Origin of the sequence: Microbacterium enclense (genome assembly GCA_038182865.1) — a bacterium.
GTDB classification, from domain to species: domain Bacteria; phylum Actinomycetota; class Actinomycetes; order Actinomycetales; family Microbacteriaceae; genus Microbacterium; species Microbacterium enclense_B.
This window is the reverse complement of sequence record CP116226.1, coordinates 965,582-987,532: the sequence shown is the minus strand read 5'-3', so window position 1 is coordinate 987,532 and position 21,951 is coordinate 965,582. Positions and strand designations below refer to the sequence as shown.

The window sequence follows — 21,951 nt, the reverse complement described above, 5'->3', positions numbered from 1 at the left end:
GGACGGCCTTTCGGGTCGGGTGATGTCGGGTGCGACGGAGGCGACGGGTGGTCAGGGGCGGGACGAGACGGTGAAGCCGGGGGCGAGCGTTGCGCCGACGAACGCGGCGCTGTCGGGCGACCAGTGCGCGAGCACAGCGCCCGTGGAGAGATCGAAGCACGGGTCGAGGCGCACGATCGGCGCGGGGGAGTCGGGGTGCAGGGCCTCATCGTCGACGCACACCGCGTCGGTGCCGTGCACGTCTCGCACCACTCCCTCCGGCGGCAGCCGGTCGGCTCGGGCGAGGGCGAGCACGGCGGCGGTGGAGAGGAAGCCGCGCAGCTCGGTGTCGTGAGCACACGCGTTCGCCGTCTTGGTGCAGCCGGAGGTCCAGGTCACGGTCCCGTCATCGCCGAGGCGAACCGCGCTCTCCTGGGTGCCGAACGCCTCGTCGCCCTGGCCGACGACCTCGATGCGCAGGCGCAGATCGTCGTGGTCGCGCTCGATGCGGATGTGCTCGGTGTACAGGGGCTCCGACTTCATCCCCTCGACCTCGAAGCCCGTCGGCCAGGCCGCGACGATATCCGCGAGGGGGACGGTGAGCGGCTCGCGCTCCTGCGCGGCTCCCACGGCTGCGCCGCCCGCGCCGACCATCACCGCGCCGGCGACGACGGCGAGGACGACGGCGAGGCGCGATCGGATCACGACGACAGCGCTCCCGCGGTCGGTGCGGCGTGGACCTGAGCCAGTTCGGCTCGAAGGGAGGCCTTGCGGTCATCGTCGGCGAAGGACGCCTCGATCGAGCGCGCCGCGAACCCGAGCAGGTCGGTGTGGTCGAAGCCGTACTGCTGCGCGGTGACCGCCCAGTCCGCCTCGAGGCACGAACCCAGAGGGGCGGGGTCGTCGGTGTTGAGGGTGACCGCGACGCCGGCGGCGAGCAGACGCGGCAGGGGGTGTTCGTCCCACGATCGGTAGATGCCGAGCGTGAGGTTCGAACGCGGGCAGACGCCGAGACTGATGCCGTCCGCCGCGAGACGCGCGAGCAGCGCCGGATCCTCGACCGCCCGCACACCGTGATCGATGCGTTCCGCGTGCAGGAGGTCGAGCGCGTCCCACACGCCGTCCGGGCCGCTGGACTCGCCGGCGTGGACGGTTCGATGCAGGCCGACCGCGCGAGCGCGGTCGAACGCCTCGCGGAACTTCTCTCCCGTGCGCCCGGTCACCATCTCGTCGCCGTCGATCGAGAGGGCGACGACACGGTCGGGGCGGGCGGCCGCGAGGTCGTCGACCGCGTCGACCGCGGAGGCAGCCGACTGCCCGCGCAGCAGCGAGTAGGCGATGCCGACGGCGCACAGGCCATCCTGTTCGGCCTCGTCGAAGCCGGCGGCCAGGGCACGCATGAGCGCGACCTCGCGGCCCCGCCAGGCGTTCCAGTGCGTGGGATTGACGATGACGTCGGAGTAGCGCACCCCGGACGCGCTCTGACGGGCGGCGAAGGAGTACGCCACACGCGCCGCCTGAGCGGGGGTGCGGACGAGCCCGCACTGCCAGTCGAGAAAGCGCAGGAAGCCGCTCAGCCCCGCAGCCCCCGCTCCGATGCCGCCCCCGGTGCTCACCGCGGGGGTGGCGAAGGCGTCGTGGGTGGTGATGTCGAACAGGGACGCGGCGGGACCCGGGAGGTGTTCGTCGTTCTCCTTCGCGAGGAAGAGGATGTCGGCGAGCGCGAACGTGCCCTCGAGGTGGACGTGGACCTCCGCCTTGGGCAGAGCGCGGATCGCCGCCTCGTCGATGCGCGCGGGGGAGGAGTCTCGGGACATGGAACTCTTTCGTTCGGTTGTCTCGCAGGCTAGCCAGGTCGCGGCACTTGTTGACAAGTCGTCGCAGGAGCTTTCGACATCTGTAACTTTGGAGAAATGCTTTGGCATGATCGTGGGGTAATTCACCGTCACGTTCAAATCTGACGTAGTACTTGTTCACAAGGAGACATATGACAACCGAGGACACCCTGTCGTTTCCTCCCGCCGACCTTGCCCTGCTCCGGCAGAGCATCGCTCTCGCCGAACACGCTCGCGAGGCGGGCACCCACCCGTTCGGATCCCTCGTGGCGACTGCGTCGGGAGAGATCGTCAGCTCCGCCGGCAACAATTCGCTCCCCCCGGAGGGCGACCCGACGCAGCACGCCGAGTTGCGCGCCGTGGCGGCGGCCTTCCGTGTGCTCGGACCCGAGGCGATGGCGGGCACGACGCTGTACACGAGCGCGGAGCCCTGCGCGATGTGCGCGGGTGCGGCGTACTGGTGCGGCATCGACCGCGTCGTCTACGCGCTGTCCGAGGAGCGCCTCCTCGTGCTGACCGGCGATCACCCCGAGAACCCGACCTTCTCGTTGCCCTGCCGCGAGGTGTTCGCTCGCGGTCAGCGGCCCATCGAGGTCATCGGTCCGCTGCTCGAAGACGAGGCCGCGCGGGCGCACGAGGGCTTCTGGGGCTGAGCGGTCCCGACGTGCCGCGGGCGATCAGGTGCGCGGTGCGCGCGCCGCCCCTCCCCACGGCGGTCGCACCGTGCGCACGAGCGCGTACGACACCAGGGTCGGGTCGTGGTACTCGCGGCTGTGCAGGAGGCGGCGGCCACTCGCACCGATGCCGATGACCTCCAGCGTCATGACCGGGGTACCCACGGGGCGCTCGAACAGCTCTGCCAGCTCGGCATCGAGTGTCGAGACCCCCGGAGTGGCGACCTCCCAGATGATCGGCTCGCCCCAGACGCGGGCGGCGACGGTGAAGACCGACTCCTCGGGGTCGTCCGGCATCCCGTTCTCCAGCGGCACCACGTCGTCCGCGATCATCGCCACCGTGCCGTCGGCCCGCCACCGCTTGCGGACGGCCAGTGCGGGAGAGGTCGCGCCCAGCTCCATCGCCGCCCCGGACTCGGCCCCGAGTTCGATCTGGTGGATCGAGAGCGTCTCGACCTCGGCCCGGTACCCCAGGCGGTCCAGCAGTTCGGTGTGCTCGAACTGCTCCTCCAGACGCACGCTGAGGCGCAGGGCGATGGGATCGACGGTGGTGACCGAACCCTGGCGGCGCCGCACGATCCCTTGGGCCTCGAGCGCCGCCATCGCGCGGCGCAACTGCTGACGCGTGCACCCCAGTCGGGCGGTCAGGTCGAGCTCCCCGGGGAGGGGCGAACCGGATGCCGCGGCCTCGCGCACGTAGCGGAGCAGACCATGCTGCACCCGCAGGCTTTCCCCCTCGGCGCGGGGCCGGGGCAGGGGCAGGAACGCGGTCACGGCAGCCTTTCGATCGACGGGGGCCGTCGGTCACACGCTAGCGGGTGCCCGCGAGATCGGGGCCCGCGGCCAGACGCCACACGCGGTCGCGAGAGAACGGCAGCTCGTACCCGCGTCGCCCGAGCGCGCGCGAGACGGCGTTGCCGATCGCGGCACCGACGGGGTTGTACGGCGACTCGCTCATCGACTTCGCGCCGAACGGACCCAGGGTGTCGTCGGTCTCGGCGAAGTACACCTCGGTGTCGGGGACGTCGGCGAACTGCGGGACCCGATACGTGCGGAACACGGGATTCTGCACCACGCCGTTCTCGAGCATCACCTCTTCGTAGAGCGCACCGCCGAGGGCTTGGGCGGCACCACCCTCGATCTGACCGCGGCACTGGGCCGGGTTGATGACCACGCCCGCATCGGCGGACTGGATCGACTGCAGCACCTTCACCGTGCCCGTCTCGGGGTCGACAGCCACGCGGGCGGCATGCACGTTGAAGGCGAGCGAACGCAGGTCGCCGAACTCGGCACCGTCGGCGGTGAGTCCGTCGTCGTCGCGGAAGTCCGCGGGCGCCGCCGCGATGATCCGCTCCCACGACACGACCGTGCCCCCGACACGGACCCCGGATGCCACGAGCTCCGCCGCCCCCTCGCCCGCGCCGGTCGTGGCATCCGTTCCCGCCAGTTCTTCGGCGATCGCGACCATCCGCCGCCGCAGCACCGTGCACGCCGCGTGCAGCGCCTTGCCCGCGACGGTCGTGCCGGCCGAGGCGAAGGCCCCGGTGTCGTGGCGGACGGCGTCGGTGTCGGCGGCCCACAACTCGAGGCGTTGGGGGGCCGCGTCGAGCACGGTCGCGGCGATCTGCCGGTGCACCGTGGAGGTGCCGTTGCCGAACTCGGCCGTGCCGACGCGCAGCAGGTAGGTGCCGTCGGGGCGAAGCGTCGCGGTCGTGTGGGCGATGTGCCCGCGCGGAGCCATCGTGGCGATCATCGCCGCGGCCATGCCCTCACCGACGAGCCAGCCGGCAGGGGCGTCCACCCCGTTGCCGCGCCGCAGTGCGTCCTGCGTGAGATCGAGGCACTGGTCGAGGCCGTAGCTGCCCCAGATGAGGTCTTCCTCGTACTTCTCGTCGGTATCGGGGTGCAGGGGGTCGCCCTCGCGGACGGCGTTGATCCGGCGCAGGTCGAAGGGGTCGATGTCGAGCTCCTCTGCCAGCGCGTCCATCGCCGACTCGACGGCGAACACCACCTGACCGAGGCCGTACCCGCGGAAGGCTCCCGAGGGCGGGTTGTTCGTGTAGACCGCCTCCGCGTCGATCCATTTCACCGGGACGCGGTAGAGCGTCGTCGATTCGGCGCACGAGTGGAACAGCACACCGATGGCGTGGTTGCCGTAGGCGCCGGTGTCGCTGAGGACGTCGAGCTTCATCGCGGTGAGGGTGCCGACGGCATCCGATCCGAGGGTGACCCGGACGCGCATCGGATGCCGCAGCGAGGCGCGCACGAACTGGTCGGTGCGCGAGAACTCGTACGCCACCGGGCGCCCGAGCTTCAGCACGGCCAGGGCCGTGAGGTCTTCGGTGAAGATCTCCTGCTTGCCGCCGAAGCCGCCGCCGACGCGCGTGGCGTAGACGCGGATGCGATCGGGCTCGAGGGCGAAGATGTGGGCGAGCTCGTTGCGGGCGAGGAACGGCACCTGGGTGGACGAGCGGATGACGAGGCGTCCGTCGTCGTCGAGCCAGCCGACCGCGCCGTGCGTCTCGAGCGCCGCGTGCGTCACCCGGGCGGAGCGCCACTCGCCCGTGACGGTCGTGTGGCTGGCGGCCAACGCCGCGTCGACGTCACCGCCGAACCCCTCGTGGAAACCGGCGACGACGTTGCGTGCGGCATCCATCACCCGCTCGTCGGGCGTGCGGTCGGGATGCAGCAGGGGAGCGCCGGGTCGCCGCGCGTCCTCGGGGTCGAAGACGGCGGGCAGCACGTCGTACTCGATGCGGATCGCGCGGCATCCGGCATCCGCCGCCTCCGCCGTCTCTCCCACGACGGCGACCACCCGCTGGCCGACGTGGCGGACCACGTCGTCGAGCATGCGGGTGTCGTCGGGATCGTCGGTGCGGTGCTCGTGTCGGCCGCTGGAGTAGCGGATGTCGGGGACGTCTTCGTGCGTGAAGACGGCGACGACACCGGGGATCGCGAGGGCCGCGGTCGTGTCGATCGAGACGATGCGCGCGTGGGCGTGCGGAGAGGTGACGACGCGCAGCACGAGCGGGGGGCCGCCCGGCACGGGCTCGTCGAACGTGAACGGTTCGCGACCCTGGACGATACGCCGCGCGGCCTCGGGGACGACGGAGGTCCCGACGCGCCCGCTTTCCTCTCGCCGGTCCGTTCCGTGATGAGTCGCGCCACACGGTCGCGAGGGGAGGGAATCGGCGCGCACCTCGCGCGTCTCGCCGGGGGAGGGCGCCGCGCAGGCGCCGGTCTCGCGCACCGGCCCCAGCACCGACGCGCGGATCGCCTCGCGGATCGGACGATAGCCCGTGCACCGGCAGAGGTTGCCCTTCATCCGGCGGTCGAGGTCGGGGAGGTCATCGGCGGTGAGAGTGGATGCCGTGACGCTCATGCCGGGAGAGCAGAAGCCGCACTGGAACCCGAAGCCGCCGGCGATGGCCTCCTGTACCGGATGAAGCTCGTCGCCGGGGGCGAGCCCCGCCGCCGTCGTGATCGCACGGCCCTCCAGCCGCATCGCGGGCACGATGCACGAGTGCGTCGGCTCACCGTCGAGCAGCACCGAGCAGGCGCCGCAGTCGCCCGCGTCGCAGCCCTTCTTCACCTCGACGTGACCGCTCTCGCGCAGCAGCGTGCGCGCGCATTGACCCGCGCGGGGCTCGGCCTCGACCAGCACCCCGTTGACTTCGAACTTCACGCGGCTCCCTCTTCGCGGATGGGTACCCGGTGCCGGGCTCCGGAGAACATGGTCGATCCCGCTGTGTGCCGTCGGCCGGACGGCGCGTCCGCGCGTGCTCCTCCGGAGCGCGAGACGTCGACGGCGGCGCGGGAGGCGGCGGTCACGCGGCACCCTCCGCCGGCTGCGGCGCGAACCCCGCGCGCAGGCGCTCGGCGAGCACCATGCTCACCCCTCGCCGCCAGTCGGCGCTGCCGAGCGGGTCGGTGTAGAAGTCGGTGGCGGAGGCCACGGCATCCCGAAGCTCCCCGGCACCCGGCACGCGCGCGAAGCGGAGCACGCGCGGCCGACGCACCGCGGCGGTCACGACGAACACCGCTGCCCCGTCCGGGTCGACGCGTGCCGTCACGACCGCGCCCGATCGGCCGAGTTCGGCGAGGGCGATCTTCTGCAGCCCGACACGCGAGCGCAGCGCGTGGGCGGGCACGTCGAGGGCGCGCACGATCTCTCCGGGCGCGAGCGAGGTCGCCTGATTGTCGATGACCAGCTCGGCCACGGCGATCTCGCGCTCGCCGCCGTCGGGCGTCCAGACGAGGGCCGTGGCATCCAGCGTCGCGAGCATGGCGATCATCGCCCCCGCGGCGAACGCCTGGCAGACGTTGCCGCCCACCGTCGCGGTGTTCCAGATCTTGAACGATGCCAGCAGGGCATCGGCGGAGGGGCGCGCGAGCGCAAGGGAGGTCCACTCCGCGGGCGCTTCGGACTCGGCCCACGCGAGCAGGCGTGCGATGGTGCAGGTGGCGCCGATCCGCAGGCCCGCCGCACTGACCTCGAGGTCGGGCCAGTCGAGGGTCGTGAGGTCGACGAAGCCGGTGGTCGCGGGCTGCGGCTCACTCATGAGCCACGTGCCTCCGGCCATGACGACCTCGCCGGGGGCGAGCGCGAGGTCGGCGCGGGTGCGGGCCGCGCGGTACGAGGTGACGGTGGTGATGTCCATGTCAGCCCGCCAGGATCTGCCCCGACCAGCGGCCGTCGTCGAGCGTGTAGTGCTGGCGCGTGCTCTGCCCGATCGGGTCGCCGCGCCAGAACGTCAGGGTGAGGGGGCGCAGACGGAAGCCGACCCAGCGCGGCGGCGGGTCGAGCGTCGGGTGGGCCGCGTCGAACTCGGCCCACAGGTGCTGGCGAGAGGGAGCGTCGAGATGGGCGTTCTCGCGGGTGTTCAGCCAGGCGAGCAGCTGCAGGTACCGCGACCGTTGGCGGTACACCGCCGCCGCTTCCGCGGTGCTCACCCGCTCGACGATTCCGCGGACGACGAGCTGGCGGCCGACCTCCGGCCACGCCACGGCCATCGCGGCGACCGGGTTCGCTGCGATCTCGGCGACCTTCGCACTGGCCTGGTCGGTGTGGAAGGTCAGGCCCGCGGCATCCCTGTCGCTGACGAGAACGTGACGCAACGACGGGATGCCGTCGAGCCCGATGGTCGAGAGGGCGGCGAGGGGACGCAGCTCGCTGTCGTGCGACGGCAGCCACTGCACCATCAACGCGAGGGGGTCGTCGACGAGCGCGTCGGTCGCGTCGACGTCGGAACCGAAGGTGGTGCCGGCCGTGATCATGGGTGCCTCCGGGATGCTGCGGGTACCGCCGAGCGTAGGCAGCGCGCGTTTCGGCGATGTTGCCGCCATGAACATTCGCCGAAACACACGCTCCGTACACTCCCGGCCATGAGCTCGCTGCCCCTCATCGACGCGTGCCCGAAGCGCATGGAGTACGGCCCCTGCGGCGGGGTCGGCTTCGACGGCTCGTGCGAGATCGACGCCGCCCACCGCTGCGCGTTCCTGCACCGACCGACGGTGCCGTGGACGGGGATCGACCGTGCGTCGGTGCCGGCTCCGTCGCCCCGCACCGCGGCCGCCGCCGACACTCTGGCAACCCTCGGCACGCGCGCGTGGGTCGTGGCCGACCTCCCGGCGCGCGCGGTGAGCGTGGCATCCATCGACGCCTGTGCCGCCGTTCTCGCGGGAGAGGTGGATGCCGTTCTCGCCGGTGACGCGGGGAGCGCACGGGTGCAGTTTCCTCCCGCGTACCGCGCGCACCTGTTGCAGCGACGGGGGCTCGGCGTGTGGAGCGGTTTGAACATGCGCGATCGCAACCGCGTCGCGATCGAGGGGGAGCTCGCCGCGCTCGCCGTCGAGGGAGTGGCCGGGGTGCACTGCGTCACCGGCGACCACACGCGCACGGGCCACCGGCCCGATGCGGCTCCCGTCTTCGACCTCGACTCGACCGAGGCGACGGCTCTCGCGCGGGCCGCAGGGCACGTCGTGTCGGTCGCCGCCTCTCCCGCCGCCCCGCCCGTGGAGCGCCGCGCAGCCCGGTTGCGCGAGAAGCTCGCGGCCGGCGCCGATGTCTGTTTCGTCAACCACGCGGGCGGGGCGGCACCCGTGCGGCGGTTCATCGACGAGGTCGCGACGGAGACGCTGTACATCCCGTGCGTGCCCGTCGTCGTCGATCACGCCTCGGCCGCGTTGCTGGAATCGTTCACGACCCTCGTGCTGCCGGACGGGTTCCTCGACCGGGTACGATCCGCGACCGATCCGCGGGCCGAGGGCATCGCGCTGGCCGTCGCGCTCGCCGAAGAGATGCTCGCGATCCCGGGAGTGGTCGGCGTGAATCTGTCGGGCGGCCGGGAGGGCGCCGAGGAGTCGTTCGCCGAGGCGATGGCCGAGGTCGCCCGCCGCCTGCGCTGACACGCGCCCTGTCGCCGCGGGGCGCTGCGGGCACGCGCCGCGCGGGGCTGGGTGTCCAGCGCCGGGCGCCGCCGGGACGCGCCGCGCGGCGCTGAGTGTCCAGAACACCCGGACGCCCCCGAGGTTGCGTCCGGGTGTTCTGGACACTCAACGCTGGCCCCGCGCGGCTCAGCGCGAGAACGCGCGGGCCTGCTCCGCGGACGCCACCGCCTCGGCCACGGCCCCGGCGACGCGGTCGGTCTGACGCAGCGACAGCGAGTCGGACCGGGGGCGGGTGAAGGCCCCTGCCTCGGTGGTGGCGGTGAACGGGCCGATCGCGAAGAGACGCGCGTGCGGCGTGCCGTCGCGCGCGATCACCCGGCCGTCGGGGTCGACGTCGATGCGGCCGAGAGAGCCGGTGAAGGTGTGGTCGCTCACCTGCACCTCGCGGCCGTGGCGGCTGGCGAGCTCGCGCAGGGCGGGGTTGTCGCTCGCGGCGGCCCCGGTCCCGGGCAGCCACGCGTCGACGAGCGCCCGCGTGACGACCTCTCCACCGACTCGCGGGGACGACGCCACGAACCGTTCACCCTCGACGCGCACCGACACGTCGGGGCCGAGGAAGCGGACGACCCCGGCGTCGGCCAGGGCGAGGATCTCCTCGAGGCGATGCGCGGGCGGACCCGAGGCGACGTAGCTGAAGAAGGTGTGCCACGTGACCGGCAGGTCCACCGCGCGCGACCGGGCGCTCCAGCGGTCGGTCGGGATGTCGGCGAGCGCGAGGAACGACAGCAGGATCGTGAGGAACAGGGCCTGCGAGGTACTGCGCTCGGGCGCGGTGCGCAGGTGCAGATCGTCGACGATGTGCCGACGCACACGCTCGTGCGCCTCGCGCGGATTCGGGAACGTCTGACCGGCGAGCGGCAGATCCAGCGCGGGCACGTCGAAGCGGTCGAGCGGATCGGGCACGACCTCGGCGGCGGCGCGCCGCAGAGCCGCGGTGTCTCCGTCGACCTCGCGCAGCGTCTCTCGGAACCGATCCCAGGGCACGAGCACGCGCTCCGGGTGCCCGGTGAAGAGCTCCCGGTAATGGCCCCACACCAGTTCGCGGGCGATGAGCGGCCACACGTCGTCGAGGAAGTCGACGGGACCGGGTCGCGCCAGCAGGGCGGCGATCGCGGCCGGGGTCAGCACCTCGCGCGCGGGCGCGTCTCCCCGCAGCTCCGACGACACCTTGGAGCGATAGGGCACGCCTCGGCGCGAGCCGAGGTGCAAGCGGGGCTCCTTCCCCGACGGTTCGTACCGCAGCGACCCGTCGGCGGACCGGACGAAGCGGCCGCCGCGCCCCTCGGCCAGCAGCACGATGGCATCCACCGCCGCCAGTCCCATGCCGCGCACGATCACGTCGGCCCCGGGCTCCAGCACCGAGAGGTCGGCGTCGGTGGTGAACGCCGGGGGCACGTAGACGAGGCCCGCGCGTGTGGCGGCCTCGATCAGTTCCACGGTTTCGCCCACCGGTTCGCGACCGTTGTGTCCGAGCGCGTACACGACGACGTCGGCGGGCAGGCGGATGCCGTCGTCGAGGGCCACTTCGTACCCCTCGGGGGTGTCGTCGACCCACTGCACCGTGCCCGATCGCCACTGCACCTCGACTCCCGGCGGGGCGATGGCGACAGTACGTCGCCAGAACCAGTCGAGGTACGTGCTCTGCAGACGACGCGTGGGGAAGCTGTCGCCGCGCAGCGCGTGCAGCTCCGCCTCCAGGTCGGGATCGTCGATCTGCGCGTCGGGGATGCGGCCGTCGCGCACGCGCTCGGCCCACTCGATGAGGGAGGGTCCCGAACGCACGGGACCCGCGATCGTGGAGGTCTCGTCGGTGAAGACGGTGACGTCGCGCGCCATGGAGTTCAGCTTCAGCAGCGGCGACTGGGCGCGGCGCCAGATGCGTCCGGCCCCGGGCGGGTACGGATCGACGAGCGTGATGTTCAGCGGCGAGCTCGCTGTGCGGGTGCGGCGCGCGAGCAGGCGCTCGACGAGCATCACCGCACGCGGTCCCGCGCCGACGATCACGAGGTCGGTCATGACACCGCGACCCGATCCGCAACCGGCGGCAGCCCCAGCAGGTCGTGCAGCGTCGCGCCCTCGTCGTACGAGCGACGGTAGGACCCGCGCTCCTGCAGCAGGGGCACGACGCGGTCGGCGAACTCGTCGAGGCCGTGCGGGGTGACGTGCCCGACGACGGTGAATCCGTCGGTCGCCCGCTCCTGCACGTAGCGGTCGATCTCGGATGCCACGTGCTCCGGCGTCCCGACGAAGGTGTGCTTCGCGGTCAGGCGGATGACGAGCTCGCGGATGCTGAGATGCTCGGCGTCGGCCTGCGCACGCAGCTGGCTGACGCGCGCACGGATCGCGGCGTGGCGGCCCGCGAAGCCCTGGGCGGTCTCGACGCCCGTGTCGGGCTCCACCTCGGGAAGAGGGCCGTCGGCGTCGTATCCGCTGAGGTCGCGGTTCCAGATCTGCTCGAGGTAGGTGATCGCGGTCTGCGGTCGCACCTGGGCGAGGGCGATCTCGCGGGAGCGTTCGCGTGCCTCCTCGGCGGTGTCGCCGAGCACGAAGGTGACCGCGGGGAGGATCTTCAGCGAGTCCTCGTCGCGCCCGTGGGCGGCGAGACGCCCCTTCACGTCGCGGTAGAACTGCTGCGCGTCGGCGAATTCCGTGTGCAGGGAGAAGATGACGTCGGCGTGTTCCGTGGCGAAATCGCGGCCGTCGGGGGAGTCCCCCGCCTGCACGATCACGGGGCGGCCCTGCGGGGAGCGGGGGACGTCGAACACCGCGTCGACGTCGAAGAGGCGACTCTCGTGCCGCACCCGGGCGATGGCGTCCTCGCGCAAGAACGCCCCGGTCTCGGCATCCGCCACGACCGCGTCGTCGCGCCACGACGACCAGAGCGCCTTCGACAGGCTCGCGAACTCCGCGGCCCGCACGTACCGGTCGGCGTGGTCGAGGTAGCCCCCGCGACGGAAGTTCGCTCCGTGGAACGCGTCGGAGCTGGTCACGGCGTTCCATCCGGCGCGGCCGTTCGACAGCAGGTCGAGTGTTCCGAGCTGACGCGCGAGTTCGTACGGCTCGTTGAACGTCGTGTTGAGGGTGCCCACGAGGCCGATGTGCTCGGTCGCCGCGGCCAGCGCGCTGAGGATCGCGAGGGTGTTCGGGCGTCCGGCGACGTCGAGGTCGTGCAGCTGCCCGCGGTGCTCGCGCAGGCGGAGCCCTTCGGCGAGGAAGAGGTAGTCGAAGAGACCGCGCTCGGCGGTTCGCGCGAAGTACGCGAAGGAGTCGAAGTCGATCTGGCTGCCCGCATCCGGATCGGTCCAGACGGTGGTGTTGTTGACCCCCGGGAAGTGGGCGGCGAGGTGGATCTGACGGCGGGTCATGCGCCGACCTCCTGTCGGGCGTACCGACTGGCGCGTCGAGGAAGTCCGAGACGCTCGCGCAGCGTGGGGGCACCGTCGTCGGGGAACAGGATGCCGGCTGCCGCCGCCCGTGGCACGACCCGGTCGACGATCGCGTCGAGGTCGGCCGGGAGGCGCGCGGGGCGCAGGCGCACGCCATCCACCGCGGCGTCGGCGAGCGCGCGGATCTCTTCCACGAGGTCGTCTGCGGTTCCCACGACGACGCGCGCGTCGGTCGTGAGCGCGGCGCGCTCCTCCAACCGTGCCCAGACCGCCGCAGCCTCGTCCGGGGTGTCCTCGACGAGCACGAGCAGATCGGCGAAGACGCGCAGGGGCTCGTCGATCTCGCGCACCGCGTCGGAGGCCTCCGCGAGCTCGTTCCGGATGCCTCCGACCGCCGCCGCGTCGGAGGGCGTGACGAAGACGAGGTCGGCGTGCTGCGCGGCGAACCGGTAGGGCACCGTCTGATGGGCGAGCGCGGTGATCAGCGGCTGCCCCTGCGGGGAGCGCGGCACGATCGAGGCGCCGGTGACGGAGAAGAACTCCCCTTCGAACGAGACCTTGTGCACGCGGTCGCGGTCGAGGAACTTCCCCGAGGTGAGGTCGCGCACGATCGCGTCGTCCTCCCAGGAGTCGGCGAGACGACGGATGACGTCGGCGACCTCGCCGACCTCGCGGAACGCCGCGAGCAGCGCGGGGTCGTCCTCGACGCGCCCCGACGCGGGAAGCCCCGTCGGCCCTTCGGACCGACGGCCGAAGTTGGCGCGTTCCTGGGGCGTCGAGCCGGCGACGAGCCGGACTCCCGCGCGTCCGCGACTGGCGTGGTCGAGGGTCTGGAGTCCCGTGGCGAGATGGAACGGTTCGGGGTGCGTCGTCGTGGCGGTGGGCACGAGCCCCAGCCGGCGCGTGACGGGGGCGAGGAACGAGGCCAAGAGCACCGCGTCGAGGCGCCCGCGAGCGCGGTCGCGGCGGGTCTCGGCATCCGGTTCGACCGACCGACCGCCCAGGCTCAGGGCGTCCTCGATCGTCGCGAGGAGGAGACCCGCGCCGTCGGCCGTGCGAGCGAGATCGCGCCAGTACGCGGGCGACGTCAGCTCGGTCGGCCGGGCCGTGGCCTCGCGCCACGCGGCCGGGTGCCAGCCGGCGCCGTCCAGGGCGACGGCGAGGTGGATGCGGTCGGGCATCGGGGGGATCCTCTCGCGGCGGGGCGGTCCCGCTGAGAGGCCCACTGTGCCGCCGGTGTCGCGACGACACAATCACCGTCGTAACGCAGCGCCGCGAGACGTCATTGTTACGCGGTGGCGCGCTCGGTGGCGCATTCGCGCGTCGAGTGTCCAAGAAACCCGGACGCCGCGTGCCACACGTCGCGCATCTGCCGCTGGGTGTCCCAGAAACCTGGACGCCGTGTGCCACACGCCGCGCATCTGCCGTCGAGTGTCCAAGAAACCCGGACGCCGCGAAAATTCGTCCGGGTGTTTTGGACACTCAGCTGCATGTCGGGCGGGGCGGGGCGGGGCGGGCGGGGCGCGGAGCTGCGACGGACGGGGCGGGGGCGCAACGGCGGCGCGCGAGCGTAGCGGGACGCCCGCTCGCGCGCTCGTTCGTGACGCCCCGCGACGCGTCGTGACAGACCATGACGCATCACGACGGTGCGTTTCTGCCGAGGTGAGGGCGGCGCCGGCATCGTCCTACCTTCGGCTGCACTCCCGTCCCCGCCCAGAGAGGCCCGCCCATGAGCGCTTCCACCGCGACAGCCCCGCGCACGGGCCTCTCCGCCCTGCTCGACGACATCGAGCGCGACGCGCCCGACATCGAGGTACGCCCGCCGTCCCCCGAGACGTCCGCGTTCGCGCACGACGCCGCTACCGCACCGCGTCACGGCGCCGCACCGCAGGGCGGGCCCGCGGTGGCTTTCCCCGCGACCGCGGGCGAGGTCCAGCAGCTCGTGCGCCTCGCCGTCCGTCACGGTGTCAGCATCGTCCCGCGCGGTGCCGGCACGGGCTTGTCGGGCGGCGCCTCGGCGAACGACGACCAGCTCGTCATCGCGACCGACCGGCTCAACCGCATCGTCGAGATCTCGCCCGCCGACGAGGTCGCCGTGGTCGAGCCCGGCGTGCTCAACGCCGCACTCAACGAACGCCTCAGCCCGCTCGGCCTGTTCTACGCTCCCGACCCCGCCAGCTGGCGCATCTCGAGCATCGGCGGCAACATCGCGACCAACGCCGGGGGCCTGCGCTGCGCGAAGTACGGCGTCACCCGCGAGTCGGTGCTCGCCCTCGACGTCGTGCTCGCCGACGGCAGTCTCGTCTCGGTGGGCCATCGCTCGATCAAGGGCGTCGCGGGTCTCGACCTCGTCTCGCTGTTCGTGGGATCGGAGGGGGTGCTCGGCATCGTCGTGCGCGCGACGGTGCGCATCCGCCCACTGCCCGTCGCCCGCCGCACGGTCACGGCGTTCTTCGGCTCCACGGCCGAGGGCGCGGCGGCCATCGGCGCCATCACCGCCTCGCGGGTGCGCCCGAGCGTCATCGAGTTCCTCGACCAGCCCACGCTCGAGGGCATCGACGCGGCGAACGACTCCGGGCTCCGGGCGCGCGGAGCGGCCCTGCTGCTCATCGAGCTCGACGGCTTCGGCATCGACGAACAGACCGCCGAGCTGACGATCGCGCTCGAGGCGGTCGGTGCCCGCGTCCGGGTCGAGAGCGACACGGAGGCCGAGGTGCTGTGGGAACTGCGCCGGTCGGGCCGCCGCCTGGGCGAGGGAACCTGGTTCGTCGGCGGCGACGTCGCCGTGCCGAAGTCGCGTATCGCCGACGTCTTCGCCGTGTTCCCCGACATCGCCGCGCGCTACGGCGTGGCGGTCAGCGCCGTCGCCCACGCCGGCGACGGCAACCTGCATCCCGTGATCACCCTGCCGATCCCCGAGGGTGCTGACCCGACGGTCGTCCCCGCGGTGCTGCACGAGGCCGCCGACGCCCTGGTGCGCGCCGCGCTCTCGGTCGGCGGCACCGTCAGCGGCGAACACGGCATCGGCACGGTCAAGCGCGCCCTCGCCGCCGAAGAGCTCGCGGCGCGTGTGCGCACGGCGCAGCTCGCGATCAAGGACGCGCTCGACCCGGCCGGACTGTTCAACCCCGGAAAAGCCCTGTAACTCTTCCCCACAGCTCGAGGATTCCTATGACCACTCGTTTCCGACGCCTCCTCGGCGTCGCTTCCGCCCTCACCGTCGGCGCCGTCCTGCTCAGCGGGTGTGGCGCGGGGACCTCCGCCGCCCCGGCCGAGAGCTCCACGCCGAAGCCCGGCGGCGACCTCGTCTTCCTCATCGACTCGCTCGGTGCCACCTGGATCCCCAACAACAGCGCGATCTCCAGCTACCAGGGCCAGATCTGGGGCAACCTCACCGACAAGCTCGTCTACGTCGACGCCGAGGGGAACCTCAGCCCGTGGATCGCCGAGAGCTGGGACGAGAACGCCGACAAGACCGAGTTCACCCTCCACCTCAAGGAGGGCGTGACCTTCTCCGACGGCACGCCGCTGGATGCCGCCGCGGTCGTGGCGAACATCGACATCTGGGCGAAGGGGCGGCCCGACGACGGCATCAACCGCATCGGTCTGTTCCCCTCGGCGAACTACGCCGGAGCAGAGGCGGTGGATGCCACGACGGTGAAGGTGTCGTTCTCGGCTCCGACCCTGAGTTTCATCCCGACGCTGGCGTACCACGGCTCGATCCTCATCTCGCCGGCGACCCTTGCTCTGCCCGCCGCCGAGCAAGCCGACCTCACGAAGGACATCGGCAGCGGCCCGTTCGTCGTCGAGAAGGTCGCCGAGGGCGACAGCGTCGTGTTGAAGAAGCGCGACGACTACGACTGGGGTCCCGAGGCCGTCGGCCACGAGGGCGCGGCGTACCTCGACACCATCACGTACAAGCAGGTCGCCGAGCCGACGCTGCGCACCGCGTCGGTGGAATCGGGCCAGGCGCAGGTGGCGTACAACGCCAGCCCGCAAGACCTCGAGGCTCTGAAGCAGGAGGGCCTGACCGTCGAGACGCCCCGCTACCTCGGCTTCGTCAACGGCTACGCCCTCAACACCACCGTCGCCCCCTTCGACGACGTCAAGGTGCGTCAGGCCGTGCAGCACGGCATCGACCGCGACGAGATCCTCTCGACGGTCTACACCCCCGACTGGTTCGCGGCCGAGTCGCTTTTCCAGAGCACCGTGCCCGAGGCCACCGACCACAGCGCCGACTTCGCCTACGACCCCGACAAGGCTGCGGCCCTGCTCGACGAGGCCGGCTGGGTGAAGGGCTCTGACGGGGTGCGGACGAAGAACGGCCAGAAGCTGTCGTTCACGCTCTACCCCAACCCGTACCTGCAGGCCTCGCAGTCGGTCGACGAGCTCGTCGACCAGCAGCTCACGAGCCTCGGGTTCGACGTGAACCTCGAGACGTACGACGTGCCGACCTACGGCCAGAAGGTCATCGGCAACGCGACGATCCCGGCGAACGAGATCACGCGCAGCTTCGTCGACGTCGGAACCGTCGCGGGCGTGCTCACCTCGCAGAAGAAGGGCGACGAGGACTGGTTCAAGGTCGGCACCTCGGATGCCACGCTCAACGACCTGTCGACCAAGATCGCCACGGCCACCGACCGTGACGCCCGCGCGAAGGTCGCCGACGAGCTGCAGGGGTACGTGCTCGACCAGGGCTACTTCGTCCCGCTCACGCAGATCGTGCAGCGCGTCTACGTGCAGGCCCCCGAGGTGAGTGGCGTCAGCTACAACGGCCTCGCCTACGCGTACTACCTGGACACCTGGCTCAACGGCTGACACCGGTCGGGGGAGGGATGCCACGGCATCCGTCCCCCGGTCCCGTTCCCCGAGACGAGAGGAGGAGAGCATGCTCCGCACCTACGGCCGCTTCGCGCTGCGGCGCACCGGCCAGGCCATCGTCGTCGTGCTGCTGGCGTACCTGTTCACGTTCGTCGTGATCAGCATTTTGCCCGGCGACCCGATCACGAGCACCCTGCGCAACCCCGACAACGGCTTCACCGAAGACGACATCGCCCGCATCGTGGCGTACTACGGCCTCGACCAGCCGTGGTGGGTGCAGCTCGGGTCTTCGCTCGGACGCTTCGTGGTGGGCGACCTGGGCGTCTCGCTGCGCTCGAACCTTCCCGTCGGAACCCTCGTGCTCGACGCGCTCGGCTCGACTCTCAGCCTTGCGGCTGCGGCTCTGCTGGTGGCCATCGTGCTCGCCGTTGCGATCGCGTACGGCACGCAGTTCCTTCCCCCGCGCTTCGGCCAGGGCGTGCTGCGCTCGCTGCCCTCGCTGTTCCTGTCGGTCCCGAACTTCGTCATCGGCCTGCTGCTGATCCACGTGTTCGCCTTCGGGCTCGGGCTGTTCAGCATGATCGACACCGAGACGCCCTGGGGCACGTTCTTCGCGGCGGTGGCGCTCGGCATCCCGGTCTCGGCGCAGCTGGCCGAGGTGCTCATCGCCTCGCTCGACCACGAGTCGCGGCAGGAGTACGTCGCCGTGGCCCGCTCGCGCGGCCTCGGGCAGGGGGCGCTGTTCCTCCGCCACCTCGTGAAGCCCTCGGCGCTGCCGACCGTGACCGTGCTCGCACTCATCGTCGGCGAGCTGCTCGGCGGGGCCCTCATCACCGAGGCGATCTTCGGACGGGTGGGTATCGGCACGCTCGTTGAGCAGGCCGTGGCCAGCCAAGACCTTCCCGTTCTGCAGGCGGTGGTCTCGCTCGCCGCGATCGTGTTCGTCGTCGTGAACTTGATCGCCGACCTCGCGTACCCGCTGCTCGACCCGCGGGTGTCGGTCGGCTCGCGCGGGCGCACGGTCGCCGCCCCCGCTGCCGAAGAACCCGCGCCGCTGCTGCGTGAGGAGGTGAGCGTCGTATGACCGCCGCCCTCACGTCTCCGGCGCGCGTCGTGACCGCCCGCGCCCGCGGCATCCGTCTCGCCGTGCCGGTCGGCGTCATCGTCTCGTTCGTGGTCGTCGCCGTGGTCGTGGCCTTCTCGCTCGCGCCCACGCTGTTCACCTCGCAGAACCCGGCGCAGGGCGTGCCGGCCGACAAGCTGCAGCCGCCGAGCGCCGCGCACCTGCTCGGCACCGACCATCTCGGACGCGACCTGTTCGCCCGCATCGTCTACGGCGCGCAATCGTCGGTGACGAGCGCGCTCGTCGCGGTGACGATCGGGGTGGTCGTCGGCGGGCTCATCGGCCTCCTCGCGGGCTTCCTCGGGTCGTGGACCGACACCGTGCTCGCCCGCTTCGTCGACGTGCTGCTGGCGATCCCCGCGTTCCTGCTCGCGGTCGTGATCGTCAGCTCGCTGGGCTTCCAGACCATCAACGCCGCGATCGCCACCGGCGTCTCGGCCGTGGCGGTTTTCGCCCGGGTCATGCGCTCCGAGGTGCTGCGCGTGCGCTCCTCGGTCTTCGTCGAGGCGGCGCGGCTTCAGGGCGGGTCGACGCTGCACGTGCTGTTCCGGCACGTTCTCCCCAACGCCTCGCGCTCGTTGATCCCCCTCGCGGTGCTGCAGTTCGGCCTGTCGATCCTCGTCATCGCGGGCCTGGCGTTCCTCGGCTATGGGGACCCGCCCCCGGCGTCGGACTGGGGTCTGCTCATCTCCGCCGGGAAGGACTACCCCCGCGCTCCCTGGCTCGTGGTCTGGCCGGCGCTGGTCACGGTGGTCACCGTGCTCTCGATCAACCGCATCAGCCGCTGGCTCCGGAGGACGTCATGACCCTCACCCTTCCTTCCCGGGAGGCCGCGCTCGTGGCGGCTCCCTCGCTGTTGCGGGTGGAGGACCTCTCCGTCGCGTACGGCCGCACCCCCGTGGTGCACGAGGTCTCGTTCGCGATTCCCCGCCGCGGCAGCCTCGCCCTCATCGGGGAGTCCGGTTCGGGCAAGTCGACGATCGCGCGGTCGGTGCTGCGGCTCCTTCCGCAGGGCACCGGCACGGCTCGCGGGCGCGTCGTCTTCGACGGCGAAGAGCTGCTGGGGCTGTCGGGGGCGCGCTTCCGGCCGTTCCGCGGCCGCCGCATCGGTTTCGTCCCCCAGGATCCCTCGCACGCGCTCAACCCCGTGCGCACGGTGGGCTCGCAAGCCCACGAGGCCGCCGCACTGGCGGGGATCACGAATGCCGCGGCCCAGCGCGCGGCCATTCTCGACGTCTTCACCCGCGTGGGCCTGCCCGACCCGGGCCGGGTCTACGGCTCGTATCCGCACCAGCTGTCGGGCGGCATGCTCCAGCGCGTGCTCATCGGTCTGGCGGTGCTGCCGAAGCCCGATCTCCTCGTCGCGGATGAGCCCACGAGCGCCCTCGACGTGACCATTCAGAAGCGCATCCTCGACCTGCTCGGCGACCTGCGCGACGAGCTCGGCATCGGCCTGCTCCTCATCACCCACGACCTCGCGATCGCGGCGGAGCGCACCGACGAGATCGTCGTGCTGAAAGACGGGCGCGTGCAGGAGACCGGCGCCACGCGCGATGTCTTCGCCGCGCCCACCTCTGCGTACACGGTGCAGTTGCAGGCCGACGCGCCGGCGCTGAACCCCGACCGTTACCGTCGCGGCGCCGACGAGCGCGGCGTCGATGCGTGGACGATCGACACGACGTCGGCCCGCATCGACGTGCGCGAGGTCTCGAAGAGCTTCGTCGTCGACGGGGCTGAGCGGGCGGCGGTCTCGGGGGTCTCGTTCCGCGTGCCGCCGGGCACGACGCACGCGCTGGTCGGGGAGTCGGGGTCGGGCAAGACGACGACCGTTCGACTTCTGCTGGGGCTCGAGACCGCCGATGCCGGTGAGATCACGGTCGACGGGGTCGCGGTGTCGGGCCGGACGCCGGCGGAGCTCCGTGGCATCCGTCGTCATCTCCAGCTCGTCTACCAGAACCCGTTCACCTCGCTCGATCCCACATGGGCCGTCGGGAGGATCGTGCGCGAGCCTCTCGACCAGTACCGCGTCGGCACGCGCGCCGAGCGCTCGGCCAAGGTCGCCGAGGCCCTGGATGCCGTGGGCCTGCCGCCGCACCTCGCCCGGCGTCGGCCCGATGCGCTGTCGGGCGGCCAGCGCCAGCGCGTGGCCATCGCTCGCGCCCTGGTGCTCGAGCCCGACGTCATCGTGCTCGACGAGCCGACCTCGGCGCTGGATGTGACCGTGCAGGCGGGGGTGTTCGAGGTGCTGCTGCGACTTCAGCGCGAGCGCGGGCTGACCTACCTCTTCGTCTCGCACGACCTCGCCCTCGTACGGCAGATCGCCGACACCGTCTCGGTGCTGAAAGACGGGCGGGTCGTGGAGGCCGGTCGCGTGGCCGACGTGCTGTCGCACCCCCGCGAGGAGTACACGCGCGCTCTCGTCGACGCGATCCCCACCCCCGACCTCCGGAGTCCTCGATGACCCTTCTCGCCCCCACCCGACCCGCGCTCGTCCGGGCCTTCAGCGCACCGAAGGGGTTCGGCGACCAGACCCTGCGCGACCGTCGCCCCGACGCGATCGAGCTGCTCGGCGGCATCCCGGATCCCTCCGTGCTGCCCAGCGTCGAACTGGCCGAGGCCACGGCCCGAGTGCTCGCCGCGCCGGGGGCACCGTCGCTGCAGTACTCGCGCACCGAGGGCATCCCGGCGCTGCGCGAGTGGATCGCCGCCCATGAAGGCGTGCCCGTGGAGCGCGTGCTCGTGACCAACGGCGGGTTCCACGGCCTCGCCATCGCCGTGCAGACCGTGCTCGAGCGCGGCGACCTCGTCGCGGTCGACAACCCGGTGTTCCCCCTGTTCCTGCGGGGGCTCGAGCTCGCCGACGCGCGGGTGCTGCCGGTTCGGGTCGGGGCCGAGGGGCTCGATGTCGACGCGCTCGCGGCCGAGCTCCGGGCCGGCGCCCGCCCCGCGGCGGTGTACACGGTGCCCGAGTTCCACAACCCGTCGCAGTCGTCGCTGCCCACCGCCCGGCGCCGCGAGCTCGTCGACCTCGCCGAGAGATACGGCTTCGTCGTCTTCGCCGACGACCCCTACCGCGAGCTGCGCTTCCACGGCGAGGCCGAGTCGCTCGCGCCGTTCCACGACTCCGACCACGTCATCCACGTCAACACCTTCACGAAGACCCTCGGCCCGGGCCTGCGTCTGGGGTGGGTCGTGCTGCCCGAGCGTCTGGTCCCGGATGCCGTGGCCCTGCGCAGCCGCCAGGACTCGCACTCGTCGACCTTCGTGCAGGCCGTCGTGGCTGAGTTGCTGACGAGCGACGCGGGTCTGTTCGACCGGGTGCTCGGAGGCGCGCGAGAGCTGTACCGCGCGCGGGCCCATGCCCTGGCCGAGGCGCTCTCGGCATCCGGCTTCTTCGACGTCACGGTGCCCGACGGCGGGCTGTTCCTCTGGCCGCGCCTTCGGGACGACCGCGTGGATGCCGACCGGCTCGCCGCCGACGCGAGCGCCGAGGGCGTGGAGTACCAGCGCGGATCGTTCTTCCCCTCCGGCCCGGGGACCGATGCCGACCGGCACCTGCGCCTCGCCTACGGCGACACGTCCGAGGAGCTGCTCCGCGAGGCCGCGGCGCGGCTGGCGCGTGCGGTGGCGCGGCAGCGCTGACCCGCCCGCACGCCCCCTCCCCCTCCGCCACGTGCACGTCG

General features: G+C 72.1%; 18 protein-coding genes. 8 read left to right on the top strand and 10 right to left on the bottom strand.

The genetic code is table 11. The features are described from left to right. Positions 1 to 51 precede the first annotated feature (51 nt). Together PIR02_04590 and add are read right to left on the bottom strand one after the other, a co-directional pair. The gene (locus PIR02_04590) at positions 52 to 684 is read right to left on the bottom strand and encodes a hypothetical protein (protein WZH37944.1); all 633 of its coding nucleotides are present in this window, start codon (positions 682 to 684) and stop codon (positions 52 to 54) included. Then, on the bottom strand, positions 681 to 1,796 hold the full coding sequence (gene add, locus PIR02_04585) for an adenosine deaminase (GenBank protein ID WZH37943.1): 1,116 nt from the start codon (positions 1,794 to 1,796) through the stop codon (positions 681 to 683). The genes PIR02_04590 and add overlap by 4 nt, the downstream gene beginning before the upstream one ends. A gap of 170 nt (positions 1,797 to 1,966) precedes the next feature. Here add and PIR02_04580 point away from each other — a divergent pair, with 170 nt between their 5' ends. Continuing rightward, the gene (locus tag PIR02_04580; protein ID WZH37942.1) at positions 1,967 to 2,467 is read left to right on the top strand and encodes a nucleoside deaminase; all 501 of its coding nucleotides are present in this window, start codon (positions 1,967 to 1,969) and stop codon (positions 2,465 to 2,467) included. A 24-nt stretch (positions 2,468 to 2,491) separates the two neighbouring features. Here the strand turns inward: PIR02_04580 and PIR02_04575 are convergent, their stop codons facing one another. The 5 genes from PIR02_04575 to PIR02_04555 are packed head-to-tail and all read right to left on the bottom strand — an operon-like array spanning position 2,492 to position 7,765. Next, positions 2,492 to 3,262, bottom strand: a complete 771-nt coding sequence (locus tag PIR02_04575; GenBank protein ID WZH37941.1) for a GntR family transcriptional regulator — start codon at positions 3,260 to 3,262, stop codon at positions 2,492 to 2,494. 37 nt (positions 3,263 to 3,299) lie between these two features. After that, on the bottom strand, positions 3,300 to 6,173 hold the full coding sequence (locus PIR02_04570; GenBank protein WZH37940.1) for a molybdopterin-dependent oxidoreductase: 2,874 nt from the start codon (positions 6,171 to 6,173) through the stop codon (positions 3,300 to 3,302). Beyond that, complete coding sequence (locus PIR02_04565; protein ID WZH37939.1) at positions 6,170 to 6,319, bottom strand: hypothetical protein; 150 nt, start codon at positions 6,317 to 6,319, stop codon at positions 6,170 to 6,172. The genes PIR02_04570 and PIR02_04565 overlap by 4 nt, the downstream gene beginning before the upstream one ends. Further along, on the bottom strand, positions 6,316 to 7,149 hold the full coding sequence (locus PIR02_04560) for an FAD binding domain-containing protein (GenBank protein WZH37938.1): 834 nt from the start codon (positions 7,147 to 7,149) through the stop codon (positions 6,316 to 6,318). Before PIR02_04560 ends, PIR02_04565 begins: the two co-directional genes overlap by 4 nt. A 1-nt stretch (position 7,150) precedes the next feature. Then, the gene (locus PIR02_04555; GenBank protein ID WZH37937.1) at positions 7,151 to 7,765 is read right to left on the bottom strand and encodes a pyridoxamine 5'-phosphate oxidase family protein; all 615 of its coding nucleotides are present in this window, start codon (positions 7,763 to 7,765) and stop codon (positions 7,151 to 7,153) included. 108 nt (positions 7,766 to 7,873) lie between these two features. Here PIR02_04555 and PIR02_04550 point away from each other — a divergent pair, with 108 nt between their 5' ends. Further along, on the top strand, positions 7,874 to 8,896 hold the full coding sequence (locus PIR02_04550) for a methylenetetrahydrofolate reductase C-terminal domain-containing protein (protein ID WZH37936.1): 1,023 nt from the start codon (positions 7,874 to 7,876) through the stop codon (positions 8,894 to 8,896). 168 nt (positions 8,897 to 9,064) lie between these two features. Here PIR02_04550 and PIR02_04545 read toward each other — a convergent pair whose 3' ends face one another. The 3 genes from PIR02_04545 to PIR02_04535 are packed head-to-tail and all read right to left on the bottom strand — an operon-like array spanning position 9,065 to position 13,505. Continuing rightward, positions 9,065 to 10,954 carry an FAD/NAD(P)-binding protein gene (locus tag PIR02_04545; GenBank protein ID WZH37935.1) on the bottom strand — a complete coding sequence of 630 codons (1,890 nt, stop codon included), beginning with the start codon at positions 10,952 to 10,954 and terminating at the stop codon, positions 9,065 to 9,067. Beyond that, on the bottom strand, positions 10,951 to 12,303 hold the full coding sequence (locus tag PIR02_04540; GenBank protein ID WZH37934.1) for an NtaA/DmoA family FMN-dependent monooxygenase: 1,353 nt from the start codon (positions 12,301 to 12,303) through the stop codon (positions 10,951 to 10,953). Before PIR02_04540 ends, PIR02_04545 begins: the two co-directional genes overlap by 4 nt. Beyond that, a complete protein-coding gene (locus PIR02_04535) occupies positions 12,300 to 13,505 on the bottom strand; it encodes an LLM class flavin-dependent oxidoreductase (GenBank protein WZH37933.1) in 1,206 nt (401 codons plus the stop codon). Before PIR02_04535 ends, PIR02_04540 begins: the two co-directional genes overlap by 4 nt. A gap of 548 nt (positions 13,506 to 14,053) precedes the next feature. Between PIR02_04535 and PIR02_04530 the strand changes: the two genes are divergently transcribed. From PIR02_04530 to PIR02_04505, 6 genes are all read left to right on the top strand, one after another. Then, complete coding sequence (locus tag PIR02_04530) at positions 14,054 to 15,469, top strand: FAD-linked oxidase C-terminal domain-containing protein (GenBank protein ID WZH37932.1); 1,416 nt, start codon at positions 14,054 to 14,056, stop codon at positions 15,467 to 15,469. 26 nt (positions 15,470 to 15,495) lie between these two features. Next, entirely contained in the window at positions 15,496 to 17,142 is a 1,647-nt protein-coding gene (locus tag PIR02_04525; protein WZH37931.1) for an ABC transporter substrate-binding protein, read from the top strand. 70 nt (positions 17,143 to 17,212) lie between these two features. Next, a complete protein-coding gene (locus tag PIR02_04520) occupies positions 17,213 to 18,229 on the top strand; it encodes an ABC transporter permease (protein ID WZH37930.1) in 1,017 nt (338 codons plus the stop codon). After that, the gene (locus tag PIR02_04515; GenBank protein WZH37929.1) at positions 18,226 to 19,074 is read left to right on the top strand and encodes an ABC transporter permease; all 849 of its coding nucleotides are present in this window, start codon (positions 18,226 to 18,228) and stop codon (positions 19,072 to 19,074) included. Before PIR02_04520 ends, PIR02_04515 begins: the two co-directional genes overlap by 4 nt. Next, on the top strand, positions 19,071 to 20,729 hold the full coding sequence (locus PIR02_04510) for an ABC transporter ATP-binding protein (GenBank protein ID WZH37928.1): 1,659 nt from the start codon (positions 19,071 to 19,073) through the stop codon (positions 20,727 to 20,729). Before PIR02_04515 ends, PIR02_04510 begins: the two co-directional genes overlap by 4 nt. Next, complete coding sequence (locus PIR02_04505; protein WZH37927.1) at positions 20,726 to 21,910, top strand: PLP-dependent aminotransferase family protein; 1,185 nt, start codon at positions 20,726 to 20,728, stop codon at positions 21,908 to 21,910. Before PIR02_04510 ends, PIR02_04505 begins: the two co-directional genes overlap by 4 nt. Positions 21,911 to 21,951 lie beyond the last annotated feature (41 nt).